A 21,414-nucleotide genomic window follows, 5' to 3' on the forward strand; every position below is an offset into this window, starting at 1 on the left:
GGGACTCCTCAGCGGTGGCAGCTCGAGCAGTCCGTGGGGGGCTGCAGGACGCGGGGTGCCTTCAGGGGCTCGGGGGCGGGCGCGCCGGACGACAGGGCCAGCAGTTCGCCCGCGCGGGGCGCGGAGGGCTTCGGGGCCGACACCTGCTTCGCCGCCGTGTCGCGGTGGCAGTCCAGGCACCAGCCCATCGTCATCGGCTCCTTCTGCTCCACGCGCACCATCTCCTGCACGGGCCCGTGGCACGTCTGGCACTCCAGGCCCGCGCCCACGTGGCTGGCATGGTTGAAGTACGCGTGGTCCGGCAGCCGATGGATGCGCACCCACGCGAGCGGCTTGTTCTCCGCCACCGCCGCGGCGACCTTCTGGATTTCGGGCGAGTCCGTCTTCACCTGCGTGTGGCAGTTCATGCACACGCTGGTGGCGGGCACACCGGCGTGGCGGCTCTTCTCCGCGCCCACGTGGCAGTACTGGCAATCCAGGCCGTACTGGCCGGCGTGGACGGCATGTGAGAAGGCCACGGGCTGCTCGGGCATGTAGCCCTGCTGGTTGTTGACCGGACCGCTGCACCCCGCCAGGGAGAGCGCGGCCAGGCAGCCCACCCAACCAGCGGCGAGCGCGCGGCGCGGAATGCGAGTCGAGGCATCTTTCATGACGGGTGCACCGCCGCGTCAGCCGGCGGTCTCCTCCCGAGGCGTGACGAGCAGGGGCGCGGCCACGGGCCCGGGCCGCGCGCGGATGAAGGGAGCCAGGGCCAGCATCACCATCCCGGAGAGGGTGTGGAGCTGGACGATGAAGGGGGCCTGCGCCAGCAGCGCCGCGTCCGGCTGGAAGGCGAGCACCGAGCGCAGGTACGGCACCACCACGTGGACGTACCAGGCCGAGCCCCAGCGCAGCGACACCGCCAGGTAGATGCCGGAGAGTGCCTGCGTGAGCAGCAGCCCCAGCAGCGCGGCGGCGCCCCACTGGCCATCCCGCGCGCGCCGCAGCGTCAGGCCCGCCAGCCCCCACGCGAGCAGCAACCCACCGATGAGGCTCACCGCCTCCAGCGTGAAGAGCCGTCCCGGCGACGCGTTGAAGGCCTGCATCACCCGGGGCGCCAGCAGCCCCAGCACGTGGTTGAGCGCGACGATGGAGGCCCCCGCCAGGACGGCCCGCCCCGGGGGGGTCCAGGGTGTCGGCGCGGCGGGCGTGGGCGCCGGCGTTCGCGCCATCAGCCGGCGCACCCCGCCGGCCACGGCCGCGCCCGCCGCCACGTAGGGGATGGCGGAGAAGAGGGCGTCACTCACGGCTGACCTCGCTTGGCCGTCGCGCCGAAGGCGACGCCCATGAACCCGAGCACCGCCAGCGTCCCGACGAGCCCCAGGTAGAAGAAGTCCCGGTCCGGGCGGGGCTTGCTGCCGTCGCGCGATGCGTCCGCGAGGAAGGCCTTGAGGGCGTACTGCTCCTCTTCCTCCAGCGGCGCCTTCGCGTACAGCGCGCCCATCATCGGCGTGTCCAGCTTCGCCAGCGCGGGCCGCATGCCGCGCTCGCCCATTCGGGCGAAGGCGAAGGTGAGGTTGGGCCCCAGCGTGCCGCCGCCGGCCACCCCCACGCCGCGCACGTCATGGCAGCCGAAGCAGGCGGGGCCGCCCTTCGCCAGCGGCTCGGTTCCCTCGAAGAGGCGGCGGCCGCGGGCAATCTCCTCCGCCGTCGCGTCCGTGCCCATCTTCGCCGCGGGCGACGGCTTGCAGGCGCCCTTCCCCTTCTGCGTGCAGTCGCGGAAGAAGGCGTAGAGGGCGGTGCGCTCCTCTGGCGTGAGCTGCTGGTCCGGCATGCGGATGCCGTTGAACTGCTCCAGCAGCGCGGTGGCCACCGGGTCGCCCGCGTCGATGACCGCGCCCGGGCTGGTGATGAAGCGGGTGACCCACGCTTCCTCGCGCCGCTCCAGCACCCCGTGCAGGTCCGGCCCCACGCGGTCGCCCTCGCCCACCGTGTGACAGGTCGCGCAGCGTTGCGTGAAGAGCGTCGCGCCCTGGGTGGCGCCCTGCGCTCCCGCCGCTGGCGCCACCAGTACGGCCAGGAGCTGAATGACGGGGACGAGCCCCCGCGCCCCGCGCGGTCGTCCTTCCTGGGCGTGTGTCCGCATCGCCGCGTGCCCCTCCTCGAAGGGAGGCCGGGCTCACTGCCCGGCACGCTCGACACGAATTGCAATGCGAGGGCCAGAATGACGAACGGCCAACACCCAGGCAGTCATGCGTGGGTGTTGGCCGTGGGAGCGCAGCATTTGCGCCGCGCGCCGTGATTCAGCGCAGCATTTACCCGCCGCGGCTCACATCGCCGTGCTGGTGAAGACGCCGCGGCCAATGGCCATGATGCCGCCGATGATGAAGACGAGGGACAGCACCACGCCCACCAGCGGCAGCACGAAGGCGGGCTGCGGCTTGCGGCGGTTGATGGACAGCGTGGCCTGCGCGGCGCCGACGGCGAGCACCATCATCACGATGTGACCGATGAGCGCCGGGTAGTAGAAGCGCGTCACCAGCACGCCGATGCCCAGCAGGAACTGGAGCTGGAGCAGCCCGGAGTACGCCGAGCCCAGAATGCGCCCCAGCTTGTCGAAGGGCTTCCGGGTGGCGAGCCCGAAGGCGAAGTACGCGAGGGCCAGGATGCCGGCCAGCAGCACCAGATAGCGGAGCCCGGAGTGGGCGTGGAAGAGCATTCGGTCCATGACCCCGCTGCTTAGCAACGCGCGGGGCGCCACGCACGCGTCAAGACGGGTCCGGCTTGGGCGTCTTCGCGGTGCTGGGGGGAAGCTCCGGCGCGGAGATGAGCTCGGCCGGGGGGAGCTCGCCCGTGAGGCTCTTGAGGAAGGCGACCAGGTCGTCCACCTCGGTGTCCGTCAGGGTGCGCGCCAGCTGGTGCTTCGCCATCAACCGCACCATCTGCGGGAGGTCCACCACGCTGCCGTCATGCAGGTAGGGCCCCGTCTTCTCCACGTTGAGGAGCGTGGGCACGCGGAACTTGCCCCGGTCCTCCTCGTTCTTCGTGGCGTCGAAGCGGCCCGCGTCCTTCAGCCCCGGGTAGTCCTCGATGAGGCCCAGCTTCTGGAAGGACGTCCCCCCCACCGCCGGCCCGTTGTGGCAGGTGGTGCAGCCCGTGGTGGCGAAGAGCTGCAGGCCGCGCTGCTCCTGCGCGGTGAGCGCGTCATGCTGGCCGGACAGGTAGGCGTCGAAGCGCGAGGTGGTGACGAGCTTGCGCTCGAAGGCGGCGATGGCGCGCGCGGCGTTGGCCATCGTCACCGGCTTCTTCTCGCCGGGGAAGGCCTCGCGGAAGCGCTTCGTGTACTCCGGGATGGAGCTCAGCGTGGCCACCACGCGCTTCTCGTCCGGCATGGCCATCTCCACCGGATTGAGGATGGGCCCCGTGGCCTGCTCCTCCAGGGTGTCCGCGCGCCCGTCCCAGAACTGCGCGATGTGGTTCGCCGCGTTGTACACGGTGGGCGAGTTGCGCGTGCCCTTCTGCCCCTTGTGCCCGTCCGACAGCGCCTTGTTGTCCACGCCGAAGGACGTGAGGCCGTGGCAGGTGTTGCAGGACACGTCATGGTTCTTCGACAGGCGCGGCTCGAAGTAGAGCATCCGCCCCAGCGCCACCTGGGCCTCGGTGTCCTCGGGCGGAGGCGGAGCCCCCTTGCGCGGCGGCAGCGGCTTGAAGAAGTGCGCCAGCTGCTCGGGCGTCATCGGCTTGGGCTCGGGCAGCTTCTCCGGCTCTGGCGCCGCCACGGGCGCGGCGGGAGGCGGCGTCCGCTCACACCCCGCGAGCGCACCGGTGCCCAGGGCGGACAGCGCCAGCAACGAAACCCACCGGTTCTGGAACATGAAGCCCTCCACGGCTGCTTCGATAGCGCGGCCCAAGCTACCAGCTAGGACGCGGAGAGGAACGCCGCGACGTGACAACCCTGCACGCCCGCTTTCCGGACCTATCAGCCACCGGGGTGCCGTCCCGCTCGGAGGGCACCCGGACGGGCAGCGGCGCCTGCGGGATTCCCGACAACGCGCTACCTCCAAGTCCCAGGCGCGTTTCGTGCGCCGGCCGACAGGGCGCCAGCCAGCGGAGCATCGCCATGCCAGGCCGGTGAATTGGCGGCGCGCGGCATCAACGACACCCGGGAGGATGGATGCAGGGCGACAGCGTCGGTGGGCCAGTGGAGGACGTGGAGGTGCTCGTCTGCCGGAAGTGCCTCATGAAGGGCGGCGCCCGGGCTGGCGGCCTGGATCTGCCGCGCTGGCTGCAGGGCACGCTCGCCGAACGGGGCCTGGGCGAGCAGGTCCGCGTGCTGCCCTCCGGCTGTATGAATCAGTGCCCGCGAGGCAAGGTCACCGTGCTGGTCACCAGCGTCTCCGGCCGGGGCGGTGCCCTGGTGACGGTGGACCCGAGGCTGCAACGCGAAGCGCTGGTAGAGCTCGTCGAACGCCAGGCGCGTGGCGAGCCAGCCCCGGACGTCCCCGCCCCCGCGCCCCTCGAAGGTGAGCGCCACGGAACGACGTAGCGGCCAGCGCCGCCGCGCCAGGTCCGGCGCCCCTGCTTCGCGGAAGAAGAGCCGGTCCACCACATACGCCACCGCGAGCCCCGATGCCGTCCCCACCGCGTCCCACGCCAGGTCCTTCAGGGAGAACGTCGTGCCGCGGCCCAGGTCGTAGAGCTCCTTGCCCACGCCCACGCCCATCGCGAGGCCCGCGCCCGTGAGCCAGCGCGCGGAGGGCGTGTCGAAGAGGAGCGCGCCTCCCCCATAGCCCGCGCCCGCGAGCATGAAACACGCGGCGAAGTGCTTGGGCTTGTCCGGCCCCAGCCAGTCATCTCCCGACGCCGCGCGCGCGGTGGGAGCAGTCAACAGGACGAGCAGCAGGCCGAGTGGCAGGTCTCCGGGCAGGCGCATGCGCCATCCCTGTAGCACCACACGACCCGCCAGGGCGCCCCGCCTCCGCGTGAAGCGCGGACGGAACGGTTCATGCGTTTTCGAGACGTGGCCCGAGTCACGGCCTATGCTGGAGACCTCGTGAGTCAACTCGGCCCTACCTTCACCTTCCAGAAGCGAGAGACCCGGCACCCCGGCCTCGACGCCGCGCGCGGGCTCGCGGTGATGGCGATGGTCATTGGCCACACGCTGGACGCGGTGTTGTCGCCGACGGTGCGTGAGGACGTGTGGGTTCAGCACTACTGGACCTGCCGAGGCATCACCGCGCCGCTGTTCCTGATGGTCGCCGGGTGGGCGGTGGTCGCGGCGCTGGGCTCGAAGCCCACGGCGGCCCGGGACACCTATGGCAAGCGGGTGCGGCGCGCGCTGCTACTCATCTTCCTGGGCTACCTCGTGCACTGGCCCGGGTGGTCCACGGTCATCCACATGGGGTTGACCGAGAAGATGCTGACCAAGGTGTTCACCTTCGATGCGCTCCAGTGCATCGGCTTCGCCCTCCTGGTGGGCTCCACCCTGCTGGCGGTGACACCGGGCCGCTGGGGACGCACGGTGATGCTGGCGGTGATGGCGGTGGGCCTGCCGTTGATGAGCGCCACCGTGCGGACGATGAGCGAAGGCCTGCCCGGACCGCTGACGCAGCTCATCGGCACGGATGGCTTCAGCCGCTTCGCCTTCTTCCCGTGGGCCGCCTACTTCTTCGCGGGGGCGCTGGCCGCGAACCTGCTGGGCGCGCTGCGTCCCGGCGTGCCGCAGGGGCTGGCGCTGCTGGTGCTGGGCAGCGGGCTCTTCTGGTTCATGCGCGGGCAGCCCCAGGACTGGGGCCCCGCCAGCGCGTGGCTGGTGGCCTACCGCGTGGGCCAGGGGATGATGGTCCTCGGCCTCGTCAACATGCTGCCCACGCGCGTGAGCGGCCTGCTGGCCCCGTTGGGGCGCCTGTCCTTGTGGGTCTACGTGCTACACCTGCCTGTGGTGTACGGCTGGTCCAGCTACCAGGGCCTGTCGAGCCGTGTGGGCCCCACGCTCAGCCTGTCGGCCGGCCTGGGCATCGGCGTGGCGCTGCTGCTGGCCTGCGCGCTCGTGGCCCGCATCGGGACGTGGCTGCGAGACCAGGCCCGGCCCTGGCGGACCGGCTCCACCACGCTGGCGGCCAGCGTCGGCAGCCTCGGCTCGCGAGGCAGCTGACGCCTCAGCCCCTCCGGGGCTCCTCCTCGGTGAACTCGGCGTCCACTTCCGCCTGCGGCGCCTGCGGACGCCGGGCGGGGGTGGAGGTGCCAGCGTCCTCCTCGATGACCCGCGTGTAGGGCGTGCGAGGCACGGGGCCTCCCGGGAAGGGGCCTCCCACCGATGCGTGGAAGCCGCCCCCGAAGGCGCCGCCTCCGAAGGTGGTGACGTGTACCGAGCCCTCCCGCACCTTGCGCTCCAGGGAGCGGCGCACGCGCGCGGAGATGAGGCGCCGCACCGGCGGCAGCAGGAGCAGCAGCCCCACCACGTCGGTGATGACGCCGGGGATGACGAGCAGCACGCCGCCCGCCAGCACCAGCACGCCACTGAGAATGCCCTCTTCGGGGACCTGGCCGCGCGCCATGGCCTCCCGCCACTGGCGCAGCACCCGCCGGCCTTCTCGCCGGGACAGCGAGGCCCCCACGAGTCCCGACAGCAGCACCCAGGCGAGCGTGGGCATGGGCCCTATCTGCCGGCCGATGGCCAGGAGCAGATACAGCTCGAGGAAGGGCACCACGATGAAGGCGATGAGGAGGAGTCTGAACACGCCCCCAAGGTAACCCTTCGGGAGGGGCCGTGCCGGACAACCGGACGTGCAAGTCCGACCCCGCCCTTCGCGTCAGCGCCCGCCCAGCTGGGCCACCAGCGAGTCCACGACCAGGTACAGGGCCACCAGGATGCCGATGGCGATGAGCAGGAAGCGCCCGGAGAGCTGGAAGCCGCGCTGCGTCTGCGTCTCCATGCCGTAGCTGCCCGCGCCGAGCGCCTCGGGCATGCCGGCCACCTCGCCCGCGTAGCGCGCGGTGCGGACGTACTGTTCCACCACGCCGGCGTCGTCCTTCGTGGTCAGCGGGCGGCCGAGCTGAGGGTCCATCAGCCGGACGTCGGCCTCGGCGGCCAGCGAGGCCGCCTCCGCCAGCACCTCGCGCACCAGGTCCGTCCGGTCCGACAGCGGCACGCGCAGCTCGGTGGCCACCACCTGGCCTCCCTCGCGCAGCTCGCCAATCTCGACGTCGCCATGCTTGAAGGGCCACCTGCGCACGCCGTCCGGCCGGACAGCCACGCCCCGCTGGGAAAGGAGGGCATCCACCCGCGCCGCCTCGTAAGGCGTACCCGGTGTCATCGTCTGGAGGAGCAACTCGTATCTCACGCGGGTTGCGAGTATACGCCGCGAACGCCATGCCCACCTCTTCCAAGCCCCCCCGCCCGCACCGAGGCGCCTCCCGGCCTCCCGCTCCGCCCCAGGGTCGGGGCCGTCCCCACGCTCGCCCCGAGAAGCCCGCCCCGGACCGCACCGCGCCCGAGCTGGGCCCGGACGGCCTGCCCCAGGTCTCCCTGCTGCGCCGCGGCGTGGAGCGCTGGCAGGGCGGACACCCGTGGATCTACCGCGCGGACCTCAACGGCGACCCGGGCCTGGCCGGCGGGGAGGTGGTGCGGGTGACGGACACCCGGGGCTGGTTCCTCGGCAAGGCCTTCTATTCGAAGCACTCGAAGATTTCCCTGCGCTGGCTCAGCTTCGACGACGTCGCGGTGGACGCGGACTTCTTCCGCGAGCGCCTCCAGGCCGCGGACGCGCTGCGCCAGCTCGCGCTGCCGGGCGAGAAGACGTACCGGCTGGTCCACGGCGAGGCGGACGGCTTGCCGGGCCTCGTGGTGGACCGCTACGGCGACTTCCTCAGCGTGCAGTTCCTCGTCCCCGCCATGGAGCAGCGCAAGGCGCTCATCGCCGACCTGCTCCAGGCGCAGTTCAACCCGCGTGGCATCATCAACCGCTCCGACGTGGGCGTGCGCAACCTGGAGGGCCTCACCCCGGAGAAGGGCGTGCTGCGCGGCGAGCGCCCCGGCCCGGTGGCCTTCGACGAGGGCCTGGTGAAGATGCGCGCGGACCTGCTGGAGGGCCAGAAGACGGGCGCCTTCCTGGACCAGCGTGAGAATCACGTCATGGCCTCGCAGTACGCGCATGGCGAGGCGCTGGACTGCTTCTCCTACGTGGGAGGCTTCGCGCTCCAGCTCGCCACGCGGGCGAAGCACGTCACCGCGGTTGAAATCTCCGACGCGGCGGCGGCCCAGCTGCGGGAGAACGCCGCGGCCAACAAGCTGGGCAACCTGGACGTGGTGGTGGCCAACGCCTTCGACTTCCTCCGCGACGCGGTGGACGAGGGCAAGCGCTTCGACACCATCGTCCTGGACCCGCCGTCCTTCGCGAAGAACAAGGACGCCATCCCCGCGGCGGTGCGCGGGTACAAGGAAATCAACCTCCGCGCCATGCAGCTGTTGCGGCCCGGGGGCATCCTCATCTCCGCCAGCTGCACGTACCACGTGGACGAGCAGGCCTTCGAGGACATGCTCGCCTCCGCCGCCGCGGACGCGCGCCGCCGCGTGCAAATCATCGAGCGGCGTGGCGCCGGCCGGGACCACCCCGTGCTGCTCAACCTGCGCGAGACGCGCTACCTGAAGTGCTTCGTGCTCCGGGTGCTGTGAGGCCACGCCCATGCGGACGCGGGACGACTCGGACGAGGAGGACGACGATGCCCCCCGGGGCGGCACCCGCGAGCGGGAACGCGCCCTGAAGGAAGTGCGCGCCATCTACCGCCAGGCGGACGCGGCCTACGCCCCCTACTCCTGCCCGGCCAGCGGCGAGTGCTGCCAGCTCGCCGTCACCCGGCGCCAACCCTGGCTGTGGCAACCCGAATGGGAGCTGCTTGCCCGCAAGCGCCCACTGCCACCGCCGCGCGCGGATGGCGGCTGTCCCTACCTGGACGCCACGGGCCTGCGCTGCTCGGTGTACGCGGACCGGCCCTTCGGCTGCCGGACCTTCTTCTGCGAGCGCATCCGCGGCCCCGCACGCCAGCCCGCGGAGACGGTGGCCGCGTTGCTGGAGCGCCTGGAGCGCGTGTCCCAGCGCATGGCCCCCTCGCTGAAGGCCCCGCGCCCGCTGCTGGACTGGCATGCAGAGGCCTGGGACGCCGCAGCGAATGCTTGAATTACAACGTTTTGATTCAGATCTTTACAGGAATTCACGGCGATATCGGTGAATTGAAACATCGAAGTGATGAAACACGCCGCACCCCAGGAGTGAGAATGATGCTGGGAGTGGTATGCCAGGGGTGGGGGCTCTTGCAGGTGAAGGACGCGGTACCGGTCCCCTGGCCTTCTGGAGTTCCTTGGACACCTCAGAAAGCGCCAAGCCCTTCATCGTGATTTCTCCTCGCTGGCTCGTCGCACCGCAGGAATTCAAAGGGACCCTGACCGCCTCGGAGGCCGCCGAGGCCATGGCCAAGGGCCTCCGGGCGTCCTCCCCTGACGTGGTACTGGACGTGGCGCCGCTCGCGGATGGCGGGCCCGGCACCGTGGACGCGTTGCTGACGGGCCTGCGCGGCGAGCGACGCCAGCAGGTGGTGCGCGGGCCGCTCGGCGCGCCGGTAGAGGCGCACTGGGCACTGGTGGAGGATGGCCGCACGGCGGTGGTGGAGATGGCCGCGGCCTCTGGCCTGACGCTGCTTCCCGCGGAGGCCCGCGACGCGCGGAATGCGTCCACCTACGGCACGGGCGAGCTGATGCGCGCGGCGCTGGACTCGGGCTGTGAGCGCCTCATCGTCGGCCTGGGCGGCAGCGCCACCACCGACGCGGGCACAGGCGCCCTCAGCGCGCTGGGCTTCCGCTTCCTGGACACGCAGGGCCAGCTGCTGCCCCCTGGGGGCGCGGCGCTGGGGCGGCTCGCCTCCGTGGACGCCAGCGGGCGTCACCCACGGCTGGGCGAGGTGGAGATTCTCGGTGCCACGGACGTCGCCTCGCCGCTGCTGGGGCCGGATGGCGCCGCGCGGCTTTTCGGTCCCCAGAAGGGCGCGGACGCGACGGACGTCGAGGCCCTGGAGGCGGCGCTGGCCCACGCGGCCGGGGTGCTGGGCGACACGCCCGCGGGCTGGCCCGGCGCGGGGGCCGCGGGTGGCTTCGGCTTCGGCCTGCTGTCGCTCGCAGGCGCTCGGCTGGTGCCCGGCTATGAGCTGGTGTCGCGCGCCCTGGGCCTGGAGCGGCGGGTGCTGATGGCGGACGTGGTGCTCACAGGCGAGGGCCGCTTCGACCGGCAGACGTCGCTGGGCAAGGGCCCGGGGGGCATCGCGCGGCTGGCCCGCGAGCATGGCACCCCGGTGGTGCTCTTCGCGGGTCAGGTGCGGCGCGATGAAGGCCTGGAGCTGGACCTCTTCCACGAGGTGGTGGAGCTGGCCTCGCAGCCACACCCCGGTGAGGACGCCGCGAAGGTGCTGTGCGAGGCCGCGGCGCGCTGGGCCGCCCAGCGGCTCAAGGGCCGCTGAGCAGAGGCGTCACTTCCCCGCGGGCTTGGGGACGCGGCCTCCGCGGAGCGCGAGGCCGCCGGCGTTGTCCGGCGTGGGATTGGAATCCATGGACGGGCGCTCCGACTCACAGCGCATTCTACTCAGGCTGAGACTCACGGCCATGGCACGGCGCCTGTTTCCACAGCCGCGGTGCGGAGAACATGCAGGGCACGGCCGGCGATGGCCACGAGCGTGAGAACCGGCAGCAGGACGCAAAGCACCACGACACTGATCCACCCGGTGCCGCAGGCTCCCAGGAGCACCCAGCCCCCGAGCACGAGCCACGGGAAAACGCCGACATCACGACTCGTGACAAGCCGCAAACTGAGCCCCGCGGTGAGCGTCGCGACCAGCCCACCGGCAAGCCCTGCCACGGCGCCGACTGCCATTTCTCCTACGTCCGGAGCCGCATCCGATACCACGCCGAAAGCCATCCCCAAGAAGATGCAGACCACCCAGGCCACGAGGAGCACACACGCCGAAGCGGCGGCTCCCAGGCCCGCAAGGCCGTAGCCGAGTACCCGTCGCCCAAGCTCACGCTGGCGCCCATTCGCGATGGCCCGGCCCGTTTCACGCATGCGCATGCTCGTGGCTCGCTAAGCGCCGACGTCCACCGGGTCCGTGGTCCGCACCACGCGCATGCCGGCCGCCTGGAAGTCCCGGAGGGCCTCGCGCGCCAGCCGGGGGAAGTCCAGTGACGGCGGCAGCGGGTCCAGCGGCGGCGCCGGCACCGGGCTCATGGCGTCCTCCAGGATGTAGACGCGCCCCATCCTCGAGGGGTCCGTCCGCTCGATGTGCCGCCGCAGGTCCAGCAGCGTGTTCAGCACGCAGTGCGAGCTGGCCTGGCCGAACACGTAGATGCGGTCAAAGGACATCAGGTGCTCGAAGAGGCGCGTGTTGAACGCCCCCACCTGCTGCCCCTTCACCTCCGTCACCTCGGGCGAGAGCACGGAGTAGTTCTCCGTGAGCGGGTGCTCGCCCTTGAGCTCGAAGTGCGTGGGCACGTCGCGGACCAGGGCGTGGAAGAGGCTCGCCTCGAAGACGGACGGCACCAGCGCGTGGCTCAGGCCCCCGAGCATCGCGTGGAAGGGCCAGACGGTGAGCACGTAGCGTCCGCTGGCCTCCAGTTGCTCGCAGTAGGCCAGGCTCTCCTCATGGAAGCGCGTGGCCCGCCACCGGCCCGAGCGCACGTCCGCGGCGGTGATGGACGTCAGCGGCGGAGGCGGCCGCCCTTCCGCGTCCCGCCACCAGGAGGGGTGGAAGACATGGAACGCCCGGTGGGTGTCCAGCGAGAACACCAGCTCCGTCACCCGGTCCAGGTTCGCGTAGAGCCAGCGCAGCGTGCGCTGCGTGTCCTCCACCGCGCCAGGAACGAAGAGACTGGCGCCCGGCGTGCAGAAGGCCACCTGCACGTCGATGCCGAAGGCGGCCACCCGCACCGCGTCCTCTCGAGAGGGACGAACGCGGTGCTCGGTCAGGTAGCGCAGGGCCTCCTCGGCCACCTCCGCGCCGCGCTCCAGGTAGAGCTGGCTGGCGCGAGCGTCCTCGTGAAAGCGGGGTATGGGCAAGGGCATGTCGGCCTCAGCGCTGCTGATGAGGAAAGTGACGCCGGTGCAGCGCGTCGACCAGCGCCTGCGTCGCGGCGGTGTAGCTCACGCGGGCGTCGGCGGCCGCCTCCTGGGCCCCCACGAGCGACGGCGCCTCCGGCTCGCTCTCCATGAGCGGGAAATAGCCATCGGGAACGGGTTCCCCCACCTGCCCCACGAGTCCGATGGGCCCGGAGCCATGACGACGGCGGAAGAGGACGGGCTCGCCCGGGATGCTCTTCTTGCCCTCGGCCATCTCGTTGCCGAACTTCATCACCGGCGTGTTGCCCGTGCGCGACAGCTTGTAGATGGCGGCCACGCGGTCCCGCGTGAGCGGGCAGTCCATGGTCCGCGCGATGATGTGCCCGCCGAAGCCGTAGAACTGGGCGGAGGGCTCCCAGCCCACCTGCCGGCGCAGCGCCTCGAACTCACGCGTGGCCTCCGCGTCCAGGCCATCCTCGAGGATGTTGACGGGGCGAATCCCGATGTCGCGCGCCCGCGTCACCGCATAGAGATACTGGAGCTTCTTGTTGCCGGAATCGAAGCGGATGGAGTCCTGGTTGGCCGGCTCCTCGCGGATGAGCTCGAAGGCCGCGGGAATGCCGGACGTGAGCGTGTCGAAGGTGTCCAGCAGGTAGCTGGAGCGCTGCGGCCGCCGCTCACGCATGGCCCGGAAGGCCGCTTCATCCGAGCCGTAGCGCTGGATGTGCTCGTGCCCCATGGTGCCCACGGGAATCATTCCCAGCTTGTACGCCCCCTCCACGTTGCTGGTGCGCGTGACGCCGGCATCCTTGCAGCTCTGCAGCGCCAGCTCGTGCTGCTGCAGACAGGTGGCCGCGCGCAGGCCGACCTCGAAGATGCGCGCCGGGTCCTCGACGATGTCCACCAGCTCCTGGACGGTGGCGTGCACGCGCTTCGCGTAGCCCTCCGAGTCCACCGTCATGGGCACCGCCTTCACGCCCACCGCGTCGAGCGTCTCCAGCGCAATGGCCTTCTGCTCTTCGCAGGTGACGGTGGCGAGCGCACGGCTCAGGGCCTCGCGGTCGGACAGCGCCAGGGTGGCGACCTGGATGCGGAAGTTGAGCTGGAGCAGCAACGGCTCCACCCACGACACCAGGGCGGATGGCCCGGTGAGCGTGAGGATGGGCTCGCGCGGGTAGAAGAGCGCGCCCTTGGGGATGGCACGGATGCTGAGTTTCTCACGGCGGAGGATGGCCGCCTTGAAGCCCACCCCCATCTCGTAGTCGTACCGGCTGAGGAACTCGTAGTCCTCGGCCTTGGGCTCCGGGATGAGCGACTGGACGAATGCGGCCACGTCGAGCGGCATCACCTGCAGACCGCCCCGGCGGTGCGAGTAGTAGAACGTTTCCCGACGAAGCGGCCAGCCCGCCTCCGCCATGCTGAACTTGTAGCCATCCGTCGCGAGCAGCGAGGTCGCCATCCTTGGGTCCTTCCTCCGATGCCGCGAAGAGTAAACGCGTCAGGGTTGCGTTTCCTATCCTCCCCCTTTGATTCTCGGGGCATCGCGAGAAAGCGGGGTTAAATGGAGGCGCATGTCCCCCGCCCCCACCCGCCGCCTGCTGCCCGCGCTCGTCGCCAGCCTGGGCGTCCATGGGCTCCTGTGGCTGGCACTGGAGGGTGGGGAGCCTGTCGCGCGGAGTCAGCCCCCCGCTCCTGCCCCTGCCCTCGAATGGGTCGACGTGGAGGTGGCGAAAGCCAGCGTGGCGTCCAACGTGGGCCCATCGGCCGATACGAGGGCAGCATCCCTGCCAGGAGTCGCCCCTCCAGCCAGTTCCGAGGCGCTCGCGCCAGAGGTGGCGCAGGGCCTCTCTGGCCCTCCGCCAGCGGCATCACCCGACGATGCGCCCAAGGCCGTGGCCGACCCATCAGGCCCGGGCGTCGCAGCAAGTCCACCCGGGACACCGCCGCCCGCGGTGCCCGAAGCCCCCAGCGCCGGGCCTTCACAAGCGCCTGTCTCCTCACCGCGCTTCGCCCAGGCGCAGTCCGGAGCCGATTCGCCACCACGCGAGGTGACGGAAGCGCATTCGGCGCCCGAGCCACTGGCACGCGACGCTGCCTCCATGCCCGAGGCGGCACGGCCCGAGCCCACCTCGCCCCTGCGCGATGCGGCAGTCGCGGACGCGCACTCCGCAACCCGGGTGTCCCCCCAGGACGTGCCCCCTCCGCCCTTCGCGGACGTTCCCCGCCGGGACGCACAGCTCTCGGAGCTGCCTCTCGCCGAGCGCTCCGCCTCCGACCGACCGAGCCTCGCCCCCACCACCGGCGCACAGCTGCTGCTCGCGGCCCGCCAGACGACGCCGCTCGCAGGCAGCGGGAGCGGCCCGGCCGCGGTGCTCGACGCTGGCGTCGCGGACCCGCGGGCCCCTCCCTCCGCCCAGGCGCTGGTGGAGGAGCTCGTCTCCGAAAGCGTCGGCCGTGGCCGGGTGGAGCGAGGCCTCGTGCACCCGTACTACGGCCAGCTCGGCAAGGCGCTGATGAAGGCGTGGGACGCCGACCGCTCCGTGAAGGAGCACGGCCTGCAGGGCTACTTCGACATGGGCATGGAGCGCGGCCGCGCGTACTCGCGCATGTGGAAGGAGCGCGCGGCGGACTATGGCGCCACGGGCTCGTTCGCCGCGAAGAACGGCCCCGCGGAGGACCGGCGCAGGCCCCTGAGCACGGCGGGAGACCCCACGCTCAACGCCCGCCGGGAGATGCGCCAGCAGATGCGCCAGGAGTTCAACTCCACGCGCCGCGCCCTCATCCGCGTCGTCCAGGACGCGCAGGGCCAGCTCCTCGACGTGCAGCTCCTGGACCCCAGTCACCAGCCCGAGGTCGACAAGGAAGCCATCAAGGACGTGCGCGCCGTGGCGGAGAAGCTGCCCCCGCCGCCATCCGAGGCCGTGGGCGGAAGGACGCGCCTCACCAGCGTCTGGGAGTTCGAGCTGATCATCTCCATCAGCCCGCCCATCCCCACCTTCAGCTTCGAGTTCGACGAAGCGCTCGGCTTCATCGACACCCGCTTGCCGCTGGACCGCCGCATCTACAAGCGCGTGCGGCTGGTCGAGGTCCGCTGACGTCCGCTCAGGACGCTCGGGACTTGCGCGCCGCCTTCGTCTTGGCCTTCGCGGGCTTGGCGATCTTCGCTTCCACCGCCGCCCGGCGCGTGCGGCCGGAGCGCGCCGGCGCCGCGACCTGGGGACCATAGATGCGCTCGTAGTCCCGCATGCTGCGCTTGATGACCTCGAGCGCCTCCGGCTGGTCATAGACCTCGGCGATCTCCACGCTGCGCTTCCCCTCGCCCGGAATCTGCTTGTACGTGAGGAAGTAGTGCTTCAGCCGGTCGAGCAGCGCGCGCGGCAGCTGCGCGAGGTGCTGCAGCTCGCCGTACACCAGGTCGGACTCCAGCACGGCGATGATCTTGTCGTCCGCCTCGTCGCCGTCGACCATGCGGAAACCGCCAATGGGAATGGCGCGCACCAGCAGGTTGCCGCTGGAGATGACCTTCTCCGTCAGCACGCAGATGTCGATGGGGTCCCCGTCGCCCTTGATGTCCTTGAGGCCCGTGCGCTCGGCGCAGCGCTTCGCCACCAGCTCGTCGCAGTACGTCTGGGGAATGAAGCCGTAGAGCGTCGGGCACTGGCTGCTGAAGCGCTGCGGGCGGTCCAGCTTGAGGATGCCGGACTCCTTGTCCAGCTCGTACTTCACCGCGTCCGTGGGGACGATTTCGATGTACGCGGTGACGATTTCAGGGGCGTCCTCACCCGGGGTGATGCCGTGCCACGGGTGCGCTTGCGACGTCGTCTGGATTGGCTTCTTCATGGAGTGTCTCCCGAGCGCTTGCACGCCTCGGCATAGAGTTCTGCGACCGCGTCCTCCAGCTGACGCGTGAGCGAGTCGCGGTCCTGCATCGTCAGGCCCTGGGTCATGATGGGCTTGCCCACCACCAGCGCCACCCGCTGCCCCCACCGCACGGCCCTGCCCCCCTTGGGAAGGATGAGCCGCGTCCCCGACACGGCCAGGGGAACCACCGGCACGCCCGATTGAATGGCGAGCGTCGCGGCCCCCTTCTTGAACGGCCGCAGCCGCCCGTCCGTGCTGCGCGTGCCCTCGGCGAAGAAGAGGACGCTGACCCGCTCCCGCACCGCCGTGACGGCCTCGGACAGGCGGGCCCTGTCTCCCCCGCCGCCGGTGCGCTCGACCGGGATGTTGCCCGCGTGCCGGAGCGCCGGGCCGAAGAGGGGGATGCGGAACAGCTCCGCCTTCGCCACGTAGCGCGTGTGCTTGCGGATGTGCGCGAAGTTCACGAGCGCGTCGTAGTGGGACTGGTGGTTGCTCACGAAGATGACATTCGTGTCCGCGGGGATGTTCTCGACACCCACCGCCTCGTGTCGCACACCCGCGGACGCCAGCAGCGAGCGCGCCCAAAACACCAGCACCCCGTCCGCGTCCCGGGCATCCCGCATCGACAGCACGGACACCACGGGAGACAGCGCACCGGTGATTCCTACCGCCGCCGTTCCAGCGAAGGCCGTCTGGAGGAGCTTTCGAATCAAACGAACTCGTGGGCGGGGAACAGGAGCACGTCCGAGATGCGCTGGACCCCGAGCAGCAGCATCAGGATTCTATCAAGCCCCACGGCGATTCCCGCCGAGGGTGGCATCCGCCCTACCGCGTCGAGGAACCGCTCGTCCAGTGGGTACACGGAGCGCCCCAGGCGGCGTCTGAGTTCCTGTTCTTCCACCAATCGGGTCCGCTGTTCCACCGGGTCCGTCAGCTCGGAGAAGCCGTTCGCCAGCTCCAGGCCCTTGGCATACAGCTCCACCCGCTCCGCCACCGCGGCGTCACCGGGCTTCAGCCGTGACAACGCCGCCATGGACGCCGGGTACTCAATCAGGAAGGTCGGGCGTTCGTGCCCCAACCCGGACTCCACCCTCTGGAGGAAGAGGTGGAAGAAGACGTCATCGAAGGTCTCTGCATCCCCCGTGCGCACACCGACCGCCTCCGCCGCCCGCTTCAGCGACGGACCGTCCGAATGCTGACGGATGTCCACGCCGGTGGCCCGCAGCACCGCGTCACGCACCGTCAACCGCTCGTACGGGGTGCGCGTGAAGAACGCGGGGTCCGCGCCGGGCTCGCCCTCCGTGGCGCTGCGGCCGGCCTCGGCCAGCGCCCCCTCCAGGTCCGCCATGATGGCGTGGTAGTCCGCCTGGGGCCGGTAGAACTCCAGCATCGTGAATTCCGGATTGTGGGTCGGTGAGACCTCGCCGTTCCGGAACACCTTGCACAGCTGGAACAAGGGCCCTGCCCCGTCCGCGAGCAGGCGCTTCATGGCGTACTCGGGGCTGGTGTGCAGGTAGAGCGTCCGCGCGGAGCCCACGTCGGTTTCCGGGATGAAGCCGGCCTCGAACGCGTTGATGTGCGGCTCCATCCCCGGGGTGGGGACGAGCAGCGGCGTCTCCACCTCCAGGTAGCCATGGGCGGCGAAGAAACGTCGCAGGGCGGAGTAGAGGGACTGACGTCCCCGGGCGGCCCGCCATTGAGAAAGATTGGGCATGGGCAGCGCGCAAGTAACATGAGGAGCCACATGCACCCAAGGATTCCCCTGCTGCTGGCCCTCGCCTGTTGCCTCAGCGCCTGCCCCAAGGGCCCCCCCGCCGACGCGCGGCAGCCCCTCTCCGAGAAGCAGCAGCTCCAAGCGGACGTCAGCGCCATGTCCACAAAGGCCGAGGCGCTGCTGGAAGCCCAGAGCCGCCTGGTGTGGGACTTCTGGACGGAGGGGCGCCACGTGGACGTCGCCTCGACGTACGCGGGCCAGGAGACGCTGTTCAGCATCGAAAACATCCGCCGCATCGACCGGCTGCGTCAGCTCACCGAGGACGCCCGCGAGGTGCGCGCCCTCACCGCGCTGCACTCACACTTCGCCGGGGAGTACCTCTCCCACGCGCTGGCGGAGTTCAACGACGCGGCCGCCAACCTGGAGGCGTCGCTCACCTTCACCGTGGACGGCAAGGAGCTGCGCTACCGCGACCTGGAGCGACTGCTGGCCAACGAGCGCACGGCGGCGCGAAGGCGGGCCATGTACGCGGCGGCCACGCCGGCGCTCGAGCGGCTCAACCAGACGCTGCGCCGCCGCGAGGAGCGCGCAGAGGAGCTGGTGCGAGAGCTGGGCTTCGCCTCCTACGAGGCCTTCGGCAGCGAGCTGCGGCAGGCGGACCTGGGGCGCCTGAGCGTGCTGGCGGAGGAAATCCTCCAGGCCACCCTGGCGCCCTACCGCGTGGTGATGGAGCGGCTGAGCCAGCGCGAGCTGGGCATGGCGTTCAAGGACATCACCCGCGCGGACATCCCCCGCCTGTTCCGCTCGCGCGAGGTGGAGGACGCGTTCCCCAAGGGCGAGTCGCTGCTCAAGGCCCACGGGACGCTTGCGGGCATGCACCTGGACCTGGGCGAGATGCCCAACGTCACCATCGACGCCCGCGAGGTGAAGGCCAAGAGCTCGCGTCCGCTGGCGCTGGCGGTGAAGGTACCGTCCGACGTGCGCATCTCCTTCAAGCCGGGCACGGGCGTCCTGCACCAGGCGCGCGTGCTGCACGAGTTCGGCCACGCGCTGCACGCCGCCTTCACCGAGGAGACGCGCTTCGAGCTGGCGCGGCTGGGCAACCCCACCGTGGGTGAGGCCTACTCCGCCCTCTTCGAGGACCTGGTGGAGGACCCGGTGTGGCTGGAGGAGCACGCGGGCGTCAGCGGCGAGCAGCGCGCGCAGTACCTGGCCGCGTCCAGCGCGCACAAGCTGTACCTCATCCGCCACGCCGCGGGCCGCCTGCTCTACCAGCTGGAGCTGCACCGCCGCGTGGAGGCGGACCCGAAGGCGCTCTACCGCGAGGTCATGTCGCGCACCGACGACATCCCGATGACGGACGAGGACGTCGAGCGCTACCTGGTGGACCAGGAGGACTTCTTCCAGTCCGCGGACAGCTTCCGCGCCTGGTTCCTGGCGGGTCAGCTCCAGGCGCAGCTCAAGGCGCGCTTCGGCCCCGCCTGGTGGCGCACGCCGCAGGCCGGCCAGTTCCTGAAGGGCCTGTGGGCCAAGGGCAACGCCCTGTCCGCGCGCGAGGTGGCCCAGGCCATTGGCGAGAAGGGCATCGAGCCCGACGTGCTGCTGCTGCGCCTGGGCACCACGCTCCAGGTGCCCATGAAGCTCAACCTGGAGGGCGTAGAGGACGCCATCCTCCCCGCCGCGCCAGGGCTGGAGGACTTCACCCAGCCCCCGCCCGCGCCGGGGCTCGAGGAATTTACCGCCCCTCCCGCCCCGCAGGCGCCGGCGCCCTAGCTAGAAGGGGCCGAACGCCGCCTCCAGGTGCTGGCGCACGTGCGCCGGCCGCGCCTGGGCGAAGGCGCGCATCGCGTCCACGTTGTAGCGCCAGGCCTCCACCGAGGCGGGATAGCGCCAGCGCGCGATGTGCGCGGGCATCTCCGCCTCCACCTGGGCCACCACCGCGTCCAGGTGCGCCGTCACGCGCTCCGGGGTGAACGTGTGGTCCAGGTGCCACAGGAAGCGCGACACGAAGCGGCTCTTGAAGTCCGGGTTCGTCAGCAGGCTGCGAATCAGGACAACGGACCATTCCGGCAGCGTCTCGTCCGTCAGCACGCGGGCCAGCGAGTCGTAGGCCGGGTCGCCCAGGAAGGCGCCATCCAGGTCGTACAGCAGCCAGCGCCAGCGGCCGTCCGTGGCCGCGGGCCCGCCGGCCTCCGGCTGGGTGTAGCGCCAGAACTTCACGTTGTTGTGGGGCCAGTCGATGTTGGCGAAGAAGACCTCGGCGATGACGTAGTCGGTGAAGTCATCGACATCCATCTGCGACGCAACGTGGGCGAAGTGCTCCGGCAGGGAGACGTCGTTCGTCCGGACGTAGTCGAGCAGCGCCAGGTAGGGCGCCTCGTCACCTTCTTCGCCGGTGTCGAGCACGCCATCCAGCTCCAGGATGGTCACCTTCTTGCGGTCGATGCCGTGGCGCGAGGCCAGGTAGTACTCGTCATACCGCTCGCGCAGCTCGTGCAGGCCCCAGTACTCGCCGTTGAGGTACAGCACCGTGGGGCGGCAGGCCTGCAGATGGAGCGACGTCTCGCGCAGCAGCCCCTGCAGGACGCAGTCGCGAATCTTGGTGTAGAGCAGGTCCTGCCCCGACGTGCGGACGATGAGCCGGGTGAACTGCTCGAGCGACGCGTCAGGGAAGATGGGCGCGTTGAACGTCTCGGGGCCATAGTCATCCTTCGCGTACAGGCGCAGGCTCTTGTGCGGCAGCGCGGCGCTCCCCGAACCGTGGATGCGCACGCCGGCCCCCTGCGAAATCACCGGCTGGCCCTCCGGGAGGAACCACTCCACGTGGAGCGGCCGCTCCCAGTCCTTCCCGCTCTGGTGGTAGTTGCCGTTGCCCCACATCCAGTCCGGACGCGGGTCCTCCGCGTGCGTCCGCCCCGGAACGTAGATGCCGTGCTCGAAGCCGAAGAAGTGCTCCGGGTCCACCGTCAGCGACATCACTGGCAGCGGGCCATGCGACGCATCGATGAGGTAGGTCCGGGTACCGGACGTGCCCGCGGGCGAGGCGCCCTGGAACTGCTGGAAGCGCACCACGGCGGCACGCCCCACCGGCCCCGCGGGCGGCTGCCACAGCCACTCCACCGGCGTCTCCGGTGGATTGGTGGGGATGAGGGAGAGGGGCGTGGGCTCGCCCTGCGAGCGCATCAACACCAGCGGCGCGGTGTATTCGGGCGAGTCGGGCGTGGGCGGCGAGCCATCCAGCGTGTAGCGCGTCACCAGACCTTCGGCGGTGGGGAGCGCGAGCAGCGACGCGGGCTGGTAGAGCGCGTGCGGCACCTGGAAGTCCAGAGGCTGGAGCGTCAGTGACGCGCGCCCGGGTTCGCCAGAGCCGTCATGCGCCACCACCTCCACGGAACGAGCCCCCGGCTCCGGCTGCCAGCGGAAGCTCCACTGGTCCCCGCGCACCTCGGCCCAACCGATGAGCACGCCGTCCACGCGGATGCCCACGGCCCGGATTTCACCCTCCCCTTGGACGGTCCCCCGCAGCACCCCGGCCACGTTGTCCATCCCATCGATGGAGACGAAGGGAATGGATTGTTCCTCGCGCGGCACGTCCACGGGCGCGGGGGCATCCTCCCGGCAGGCGGACAGTGACAGGGCGAGCAGCAGCAATACCGAGCGGGACTTGCAACGAAACGAATTCAACGCCTCATCTCCCTGGGAACCAACGGCCAGCCAAGCCTGGCGCGAGGACGGTCGGCCCACGGAAAGAGACCTGCCCCCCCC

The 21,414-nt window shown here is 70.9% G+C and carries 21 protein-coding genes; 6 read left to right on the plus strand and 15 right to left on the minus strand.

Annotation, left to right across the window (positions count from 1 at the left end; genetic code table 11):
* Positions 1 to 8: 8 nt before the first annotated feature.
* From VZL07_RS04250 to VZL07_RS04275, 6 genes are all read right to left on the minus strand, one after another.
* A complete protein-coding gene (locus VZL07_RS04250) occupies positions 9 to 650 on the minus strand; it encodes a cytochrome c3 family protein (RefSeq protein WP_426754045.1) in 642 nt (213 codons plus the stop codon).
* An 18-nt stretch (positions 651 to 668) separates the two neighbouring features.
* Positions 669 to 1,286 carry a respiratory nitrate reductase subunit gamma gene (locus VZL07_RS04255; RefSeq protein ID WP_426754046.1) on the minus strand — a complete coding sequence of 206 codons (618 nt, stop codon included), beginning with the start codon at positions 1,284 to 1,286 and terminating at the stop codon, positions 669 to 671.
* Positions 1,283 to 2,125, minus strand: coding sequence for a c-type cytochrome (locus VZL07_RS04260; protein ID WP_426754047.1), 843 nt, complete (start codon positions 2,123 to 2,125; stop codon positions 1,283 to 1,285). Before VZL07_RS04260 ends, VZL07_RS04255 begins: the two co-directional genes overlap by 4 nt.
* A 183-nt stretch (positions 2,126 to 2,308) precedes the next feature.
* Complete coding sequence (locus VZL07_RS04265; RefSeq protein WP_426754048.1) at positions 2,309 to 2,707, minus strand: hypothetical protein; 399 nt, start codon at positions 2,705 to 2,707, stop codon at positions 2,309 to 2,311.
* A gap of 40 nt (positions 2,708 to 2,747) precedes the next feature.
* Complete coding sequence (locus tag VZL07_RS04270; RefSeq protein WP_426754049.1) at positions 2,748 to 3,854, minus strand: cytochrome-c peroxidase; 1,107 nt, start codon at positions 3,852 to 3,854, stop codon at positions 2,748 to 2,750.
* A 179-nt stretch (positions 3,855 to 4,033) separates the two neighbouring features.
* Positions 4,034 to 4,912, minus strand: coding sequence for a hypothetical protein (locus VZL07_RS04275; protein ID WP_426754050.1), 879 nt, complete (start codon positions 4,910 to 4,912; stop codon positions 4,034 to 4,036).
* Positions 4,913 to 4,984: 72 nt separating this feature from the next.
* Between VZL07_RS04275 and VZL07_RS04280 the strand changes: the two genes are divergently transcribed.
* Positions 4,985 to 6,133 (plus strand): acyltransferase family protein, encoded by a 1,149-nt coding sequence (locus tag VZL07_RS04280; RefSeq protein WP_426754051.1) that lies wholly within the window; start codon positions 4,985 to 4,987, stop codon positions 6,131 to 6,133.
* A gap of 4 nt (positions 6,134 to 6,137) precedes the next feature.
* On the opposite strand, the gene VZL07_RS04285 is transcribed toward VZL07_RS04280, so the two are convergent.
* Both VZL07_RS04285 and VZL07_RS04290 read right to left on the minus strand, forming a co-directional pair.
* Positions 6,138 to 6,719: an FxsA family protein gene (locus tag VZL07_RS04285; RefSeq protein WP_426754052.1), complete on the minus strand. Its 582-nt coding sequence runs from the start codon at positions 6,717 to 6,719 to the stop codon at positions 6,138 to 6,140.
* A 72-nt stretch (positions 6,720 to 6,791) separates the two neighbouring features.
* Complete coding sequence (locus VZL07_RS04290; protein WP_426754053.1) at positions 6,792 to 7,322, minus strand: hypothetical protein; 531 nt, start codon at positions 7,320 to 7,322, stop codon at positions 6,792 to 6,794.
* Positions 7,323 to 7,351: 29 nt separating this feature from the next.
* Between VZL07_RS04290 and VZL07_RS04295 the strand changes: the two genes are divergently transcribed.
* The 3 genes from VZL07_RS04295 (at position 7,352) to VZL07_RS04305 (ending at position 10,485) form a co-directional block, all read left to right on the plus strand.
* Positions 7,352 to 8,653: a class I SAM-dependent rRNA methyltransferase gene (locus tag VZL07_RS04295; RefSeq protein ID WP_426754054.1), complete on the plus strand. Its 1,302-nt coding sequence runs from the start codon at positions 7,352 to 7,354 to the stop codon at positions 8,651 to 8,653.
* Positions 8,654 to 8,663: 10 nt separating this feature from the next.
* Positions 8,664 to 9,155, plus strand: coding sequence for a YkgJ family cysteine cluster protein (locus VZL07_RS04300; RefSeq protein WP_426754055.1), 492 nt, complete (start codon positions 8,664 to 8,666; stop codon positions 9,153 to 9,155).
* 214 nt (positions 9,156 to 9,369) lie between these two features.
* Entirely contained in the window at positions 9,370 to 10,485 is a 1,116-nt protein-coding gene (locus VZL07_RS04305; protein WP_426757230.1) for a glycerate kinase, read from the plus strand.
* Positions 10,486 to 10,619: 134 nt separating this feature from the next.
* Here VZL07_RS04305 and VZL07_RS04310 read toward each other — a convergent pair whose 3' ends face one another.
* The 3 genes from VZL07_RS04310 to VZL07_RS04320 are packed head-to-tail and all read right to left on the minus strand — an operon-like array spanning position 10,620 to position 13,533.
* Complete coding sequence (locus VZL07_RS04310; RefSeq protein ID WP_426754056.1) at positions 10,620 to 11,084, minus strand: hypothetical protein; 465 nt, start codon at positions 11,082 to 11,084, stop codon at positions 10,620 to 10,622.
* Positions 11,085 to 11,102: 18 nt separating this feature from the next.
* Entirely contained in the window at positions 11,103 to 12,080 is a 978-nt protein-coding gene (locus tag VZL07_RS04315; RefSeq protein WP_426754057.1) for a nicotinamidase, read from the minus strand.
* Between the two features lie 7 nt (positions 12,081 to 12,087).
* Positions 12,088 to 13,533 carry a nicotinate phosphoribosyltransferase gene (locus tag VZL07_RS04320; protein ID WP_426754058.1) on the minus strand — a complete coding sequence of 482 codons (1,446 nt, stop codon included), beginning with the start codon at positions 13,531 to 13,533 and terminating at the stop codon, positions 12,088 to 12,090.
* A gap of 112 nt (positions 13,534 to 13,645) precedes the next feature.
* Here VZL07_RS04320 and VZL07_RS04325 point away from each other — a divergent pair, with 112 nt between their 5' ends.
* Positions 13,646 to 15,169, plus strand: coding sequence for a TonB C-terminal domain-containing protein (locus VZL07_RS04325; RefSeq protein WP_426754059.1), 1,524 nt, complete (start codon positions 13,646 to 13,648; stop codon positions 15,167 to 15,169).
* A gap of 7 nt (positions 15,170 to 15,176) precedes the next feature.
* On the opposite strand, the gene VZL07_RS04330 is transcribed toward VZL07_RS04325, so the two are convergent.
* The 3 genes from VZL07_RS04330 to epmA are packed head-to-tail and all read right to left on the minus strand — an operon-like array spanning position 15,177 to position 17,649.
* Complete coding sequence (locus tag VZL07_RS04330) at positions 15,177 to 15,914, minus strand: inorganic pyrophosphatase (protein ID WP_426754060.1); 738 nt, start codon at positions 15,912 to 15,914, stop codon at positions 15,177 to 15,179.
* A complete protein-coding gene (locus tag VZL07_RS04335) occupies positions 15,911 to 16,648 on the minus strand; it encodes a lysophospholipid acyltransferase family protein (protein WP_426754061.1) in 738 nt (245 codons plus the stop codon). Before VZL07_RS04335 ends, VZL07_RS04330 begins: the two co-directional genes overlap by 4 nt.
* Positions 16,645 to 17,649, minus strand: coding sequence for an EF-P lysine aminoacylase EpmA (gene epmA, locus VZL07_RS04340; protein ID WP_426754062.1), 1,005 nt, complete (start codon positions 17,647 to 17,649; stop codon positions 16,645 to 16,647). The genes VZL07_RS04335 and epmA overlap by 4 nt, the downstream gene beginning before the upstream one ends.
* A gap of 30 nt (positions 17,650 to 17,679) precedes the next feature.
* On the opposite strand from epmA, the gene VZL07_RS04345 reads away from it, so the two are divergent.
* On the plus strand, positions 17,680 to 19,422 hold the full coding sequence (locus tag VZL07_RS04345) for a chromosome segregation protein SMC (protein ID WP_426754063.1): 1,743 nt from the start codon (positions 17,680 to 17,682) through the stop codon (positions 19,420 to 19,422).
* On the opposite strand, the gene VZL07_RS04350 is transcribed toward VZL07_RS04345, so the two are convergent.
* The gene (locus VZL07_RS04350) at positions 19,423 to 21,333 is read right to left on the minus strand and encodes a CotH kinase family protein (RefSeq protein WP_426754064.1); all 1,911 of its coding nucleotides are present in this window, start codon (positions 21,331 to 21,333) and stop codon (positions 19,423 to 19,425) included.
* Positions 21,334 to 21,414 lie beyond the last annotated feature (81 nt).

It is taken from the genome of Pseudomyxococcus flavus, from assembly GCF_050038885.1.
Classification (GTDB): domain Bacteria; phylum Myxococcota; class Myxococcia; order Myxococcales; family Myxococcaceae; genus Myxococcus; species Myxococcus flavus.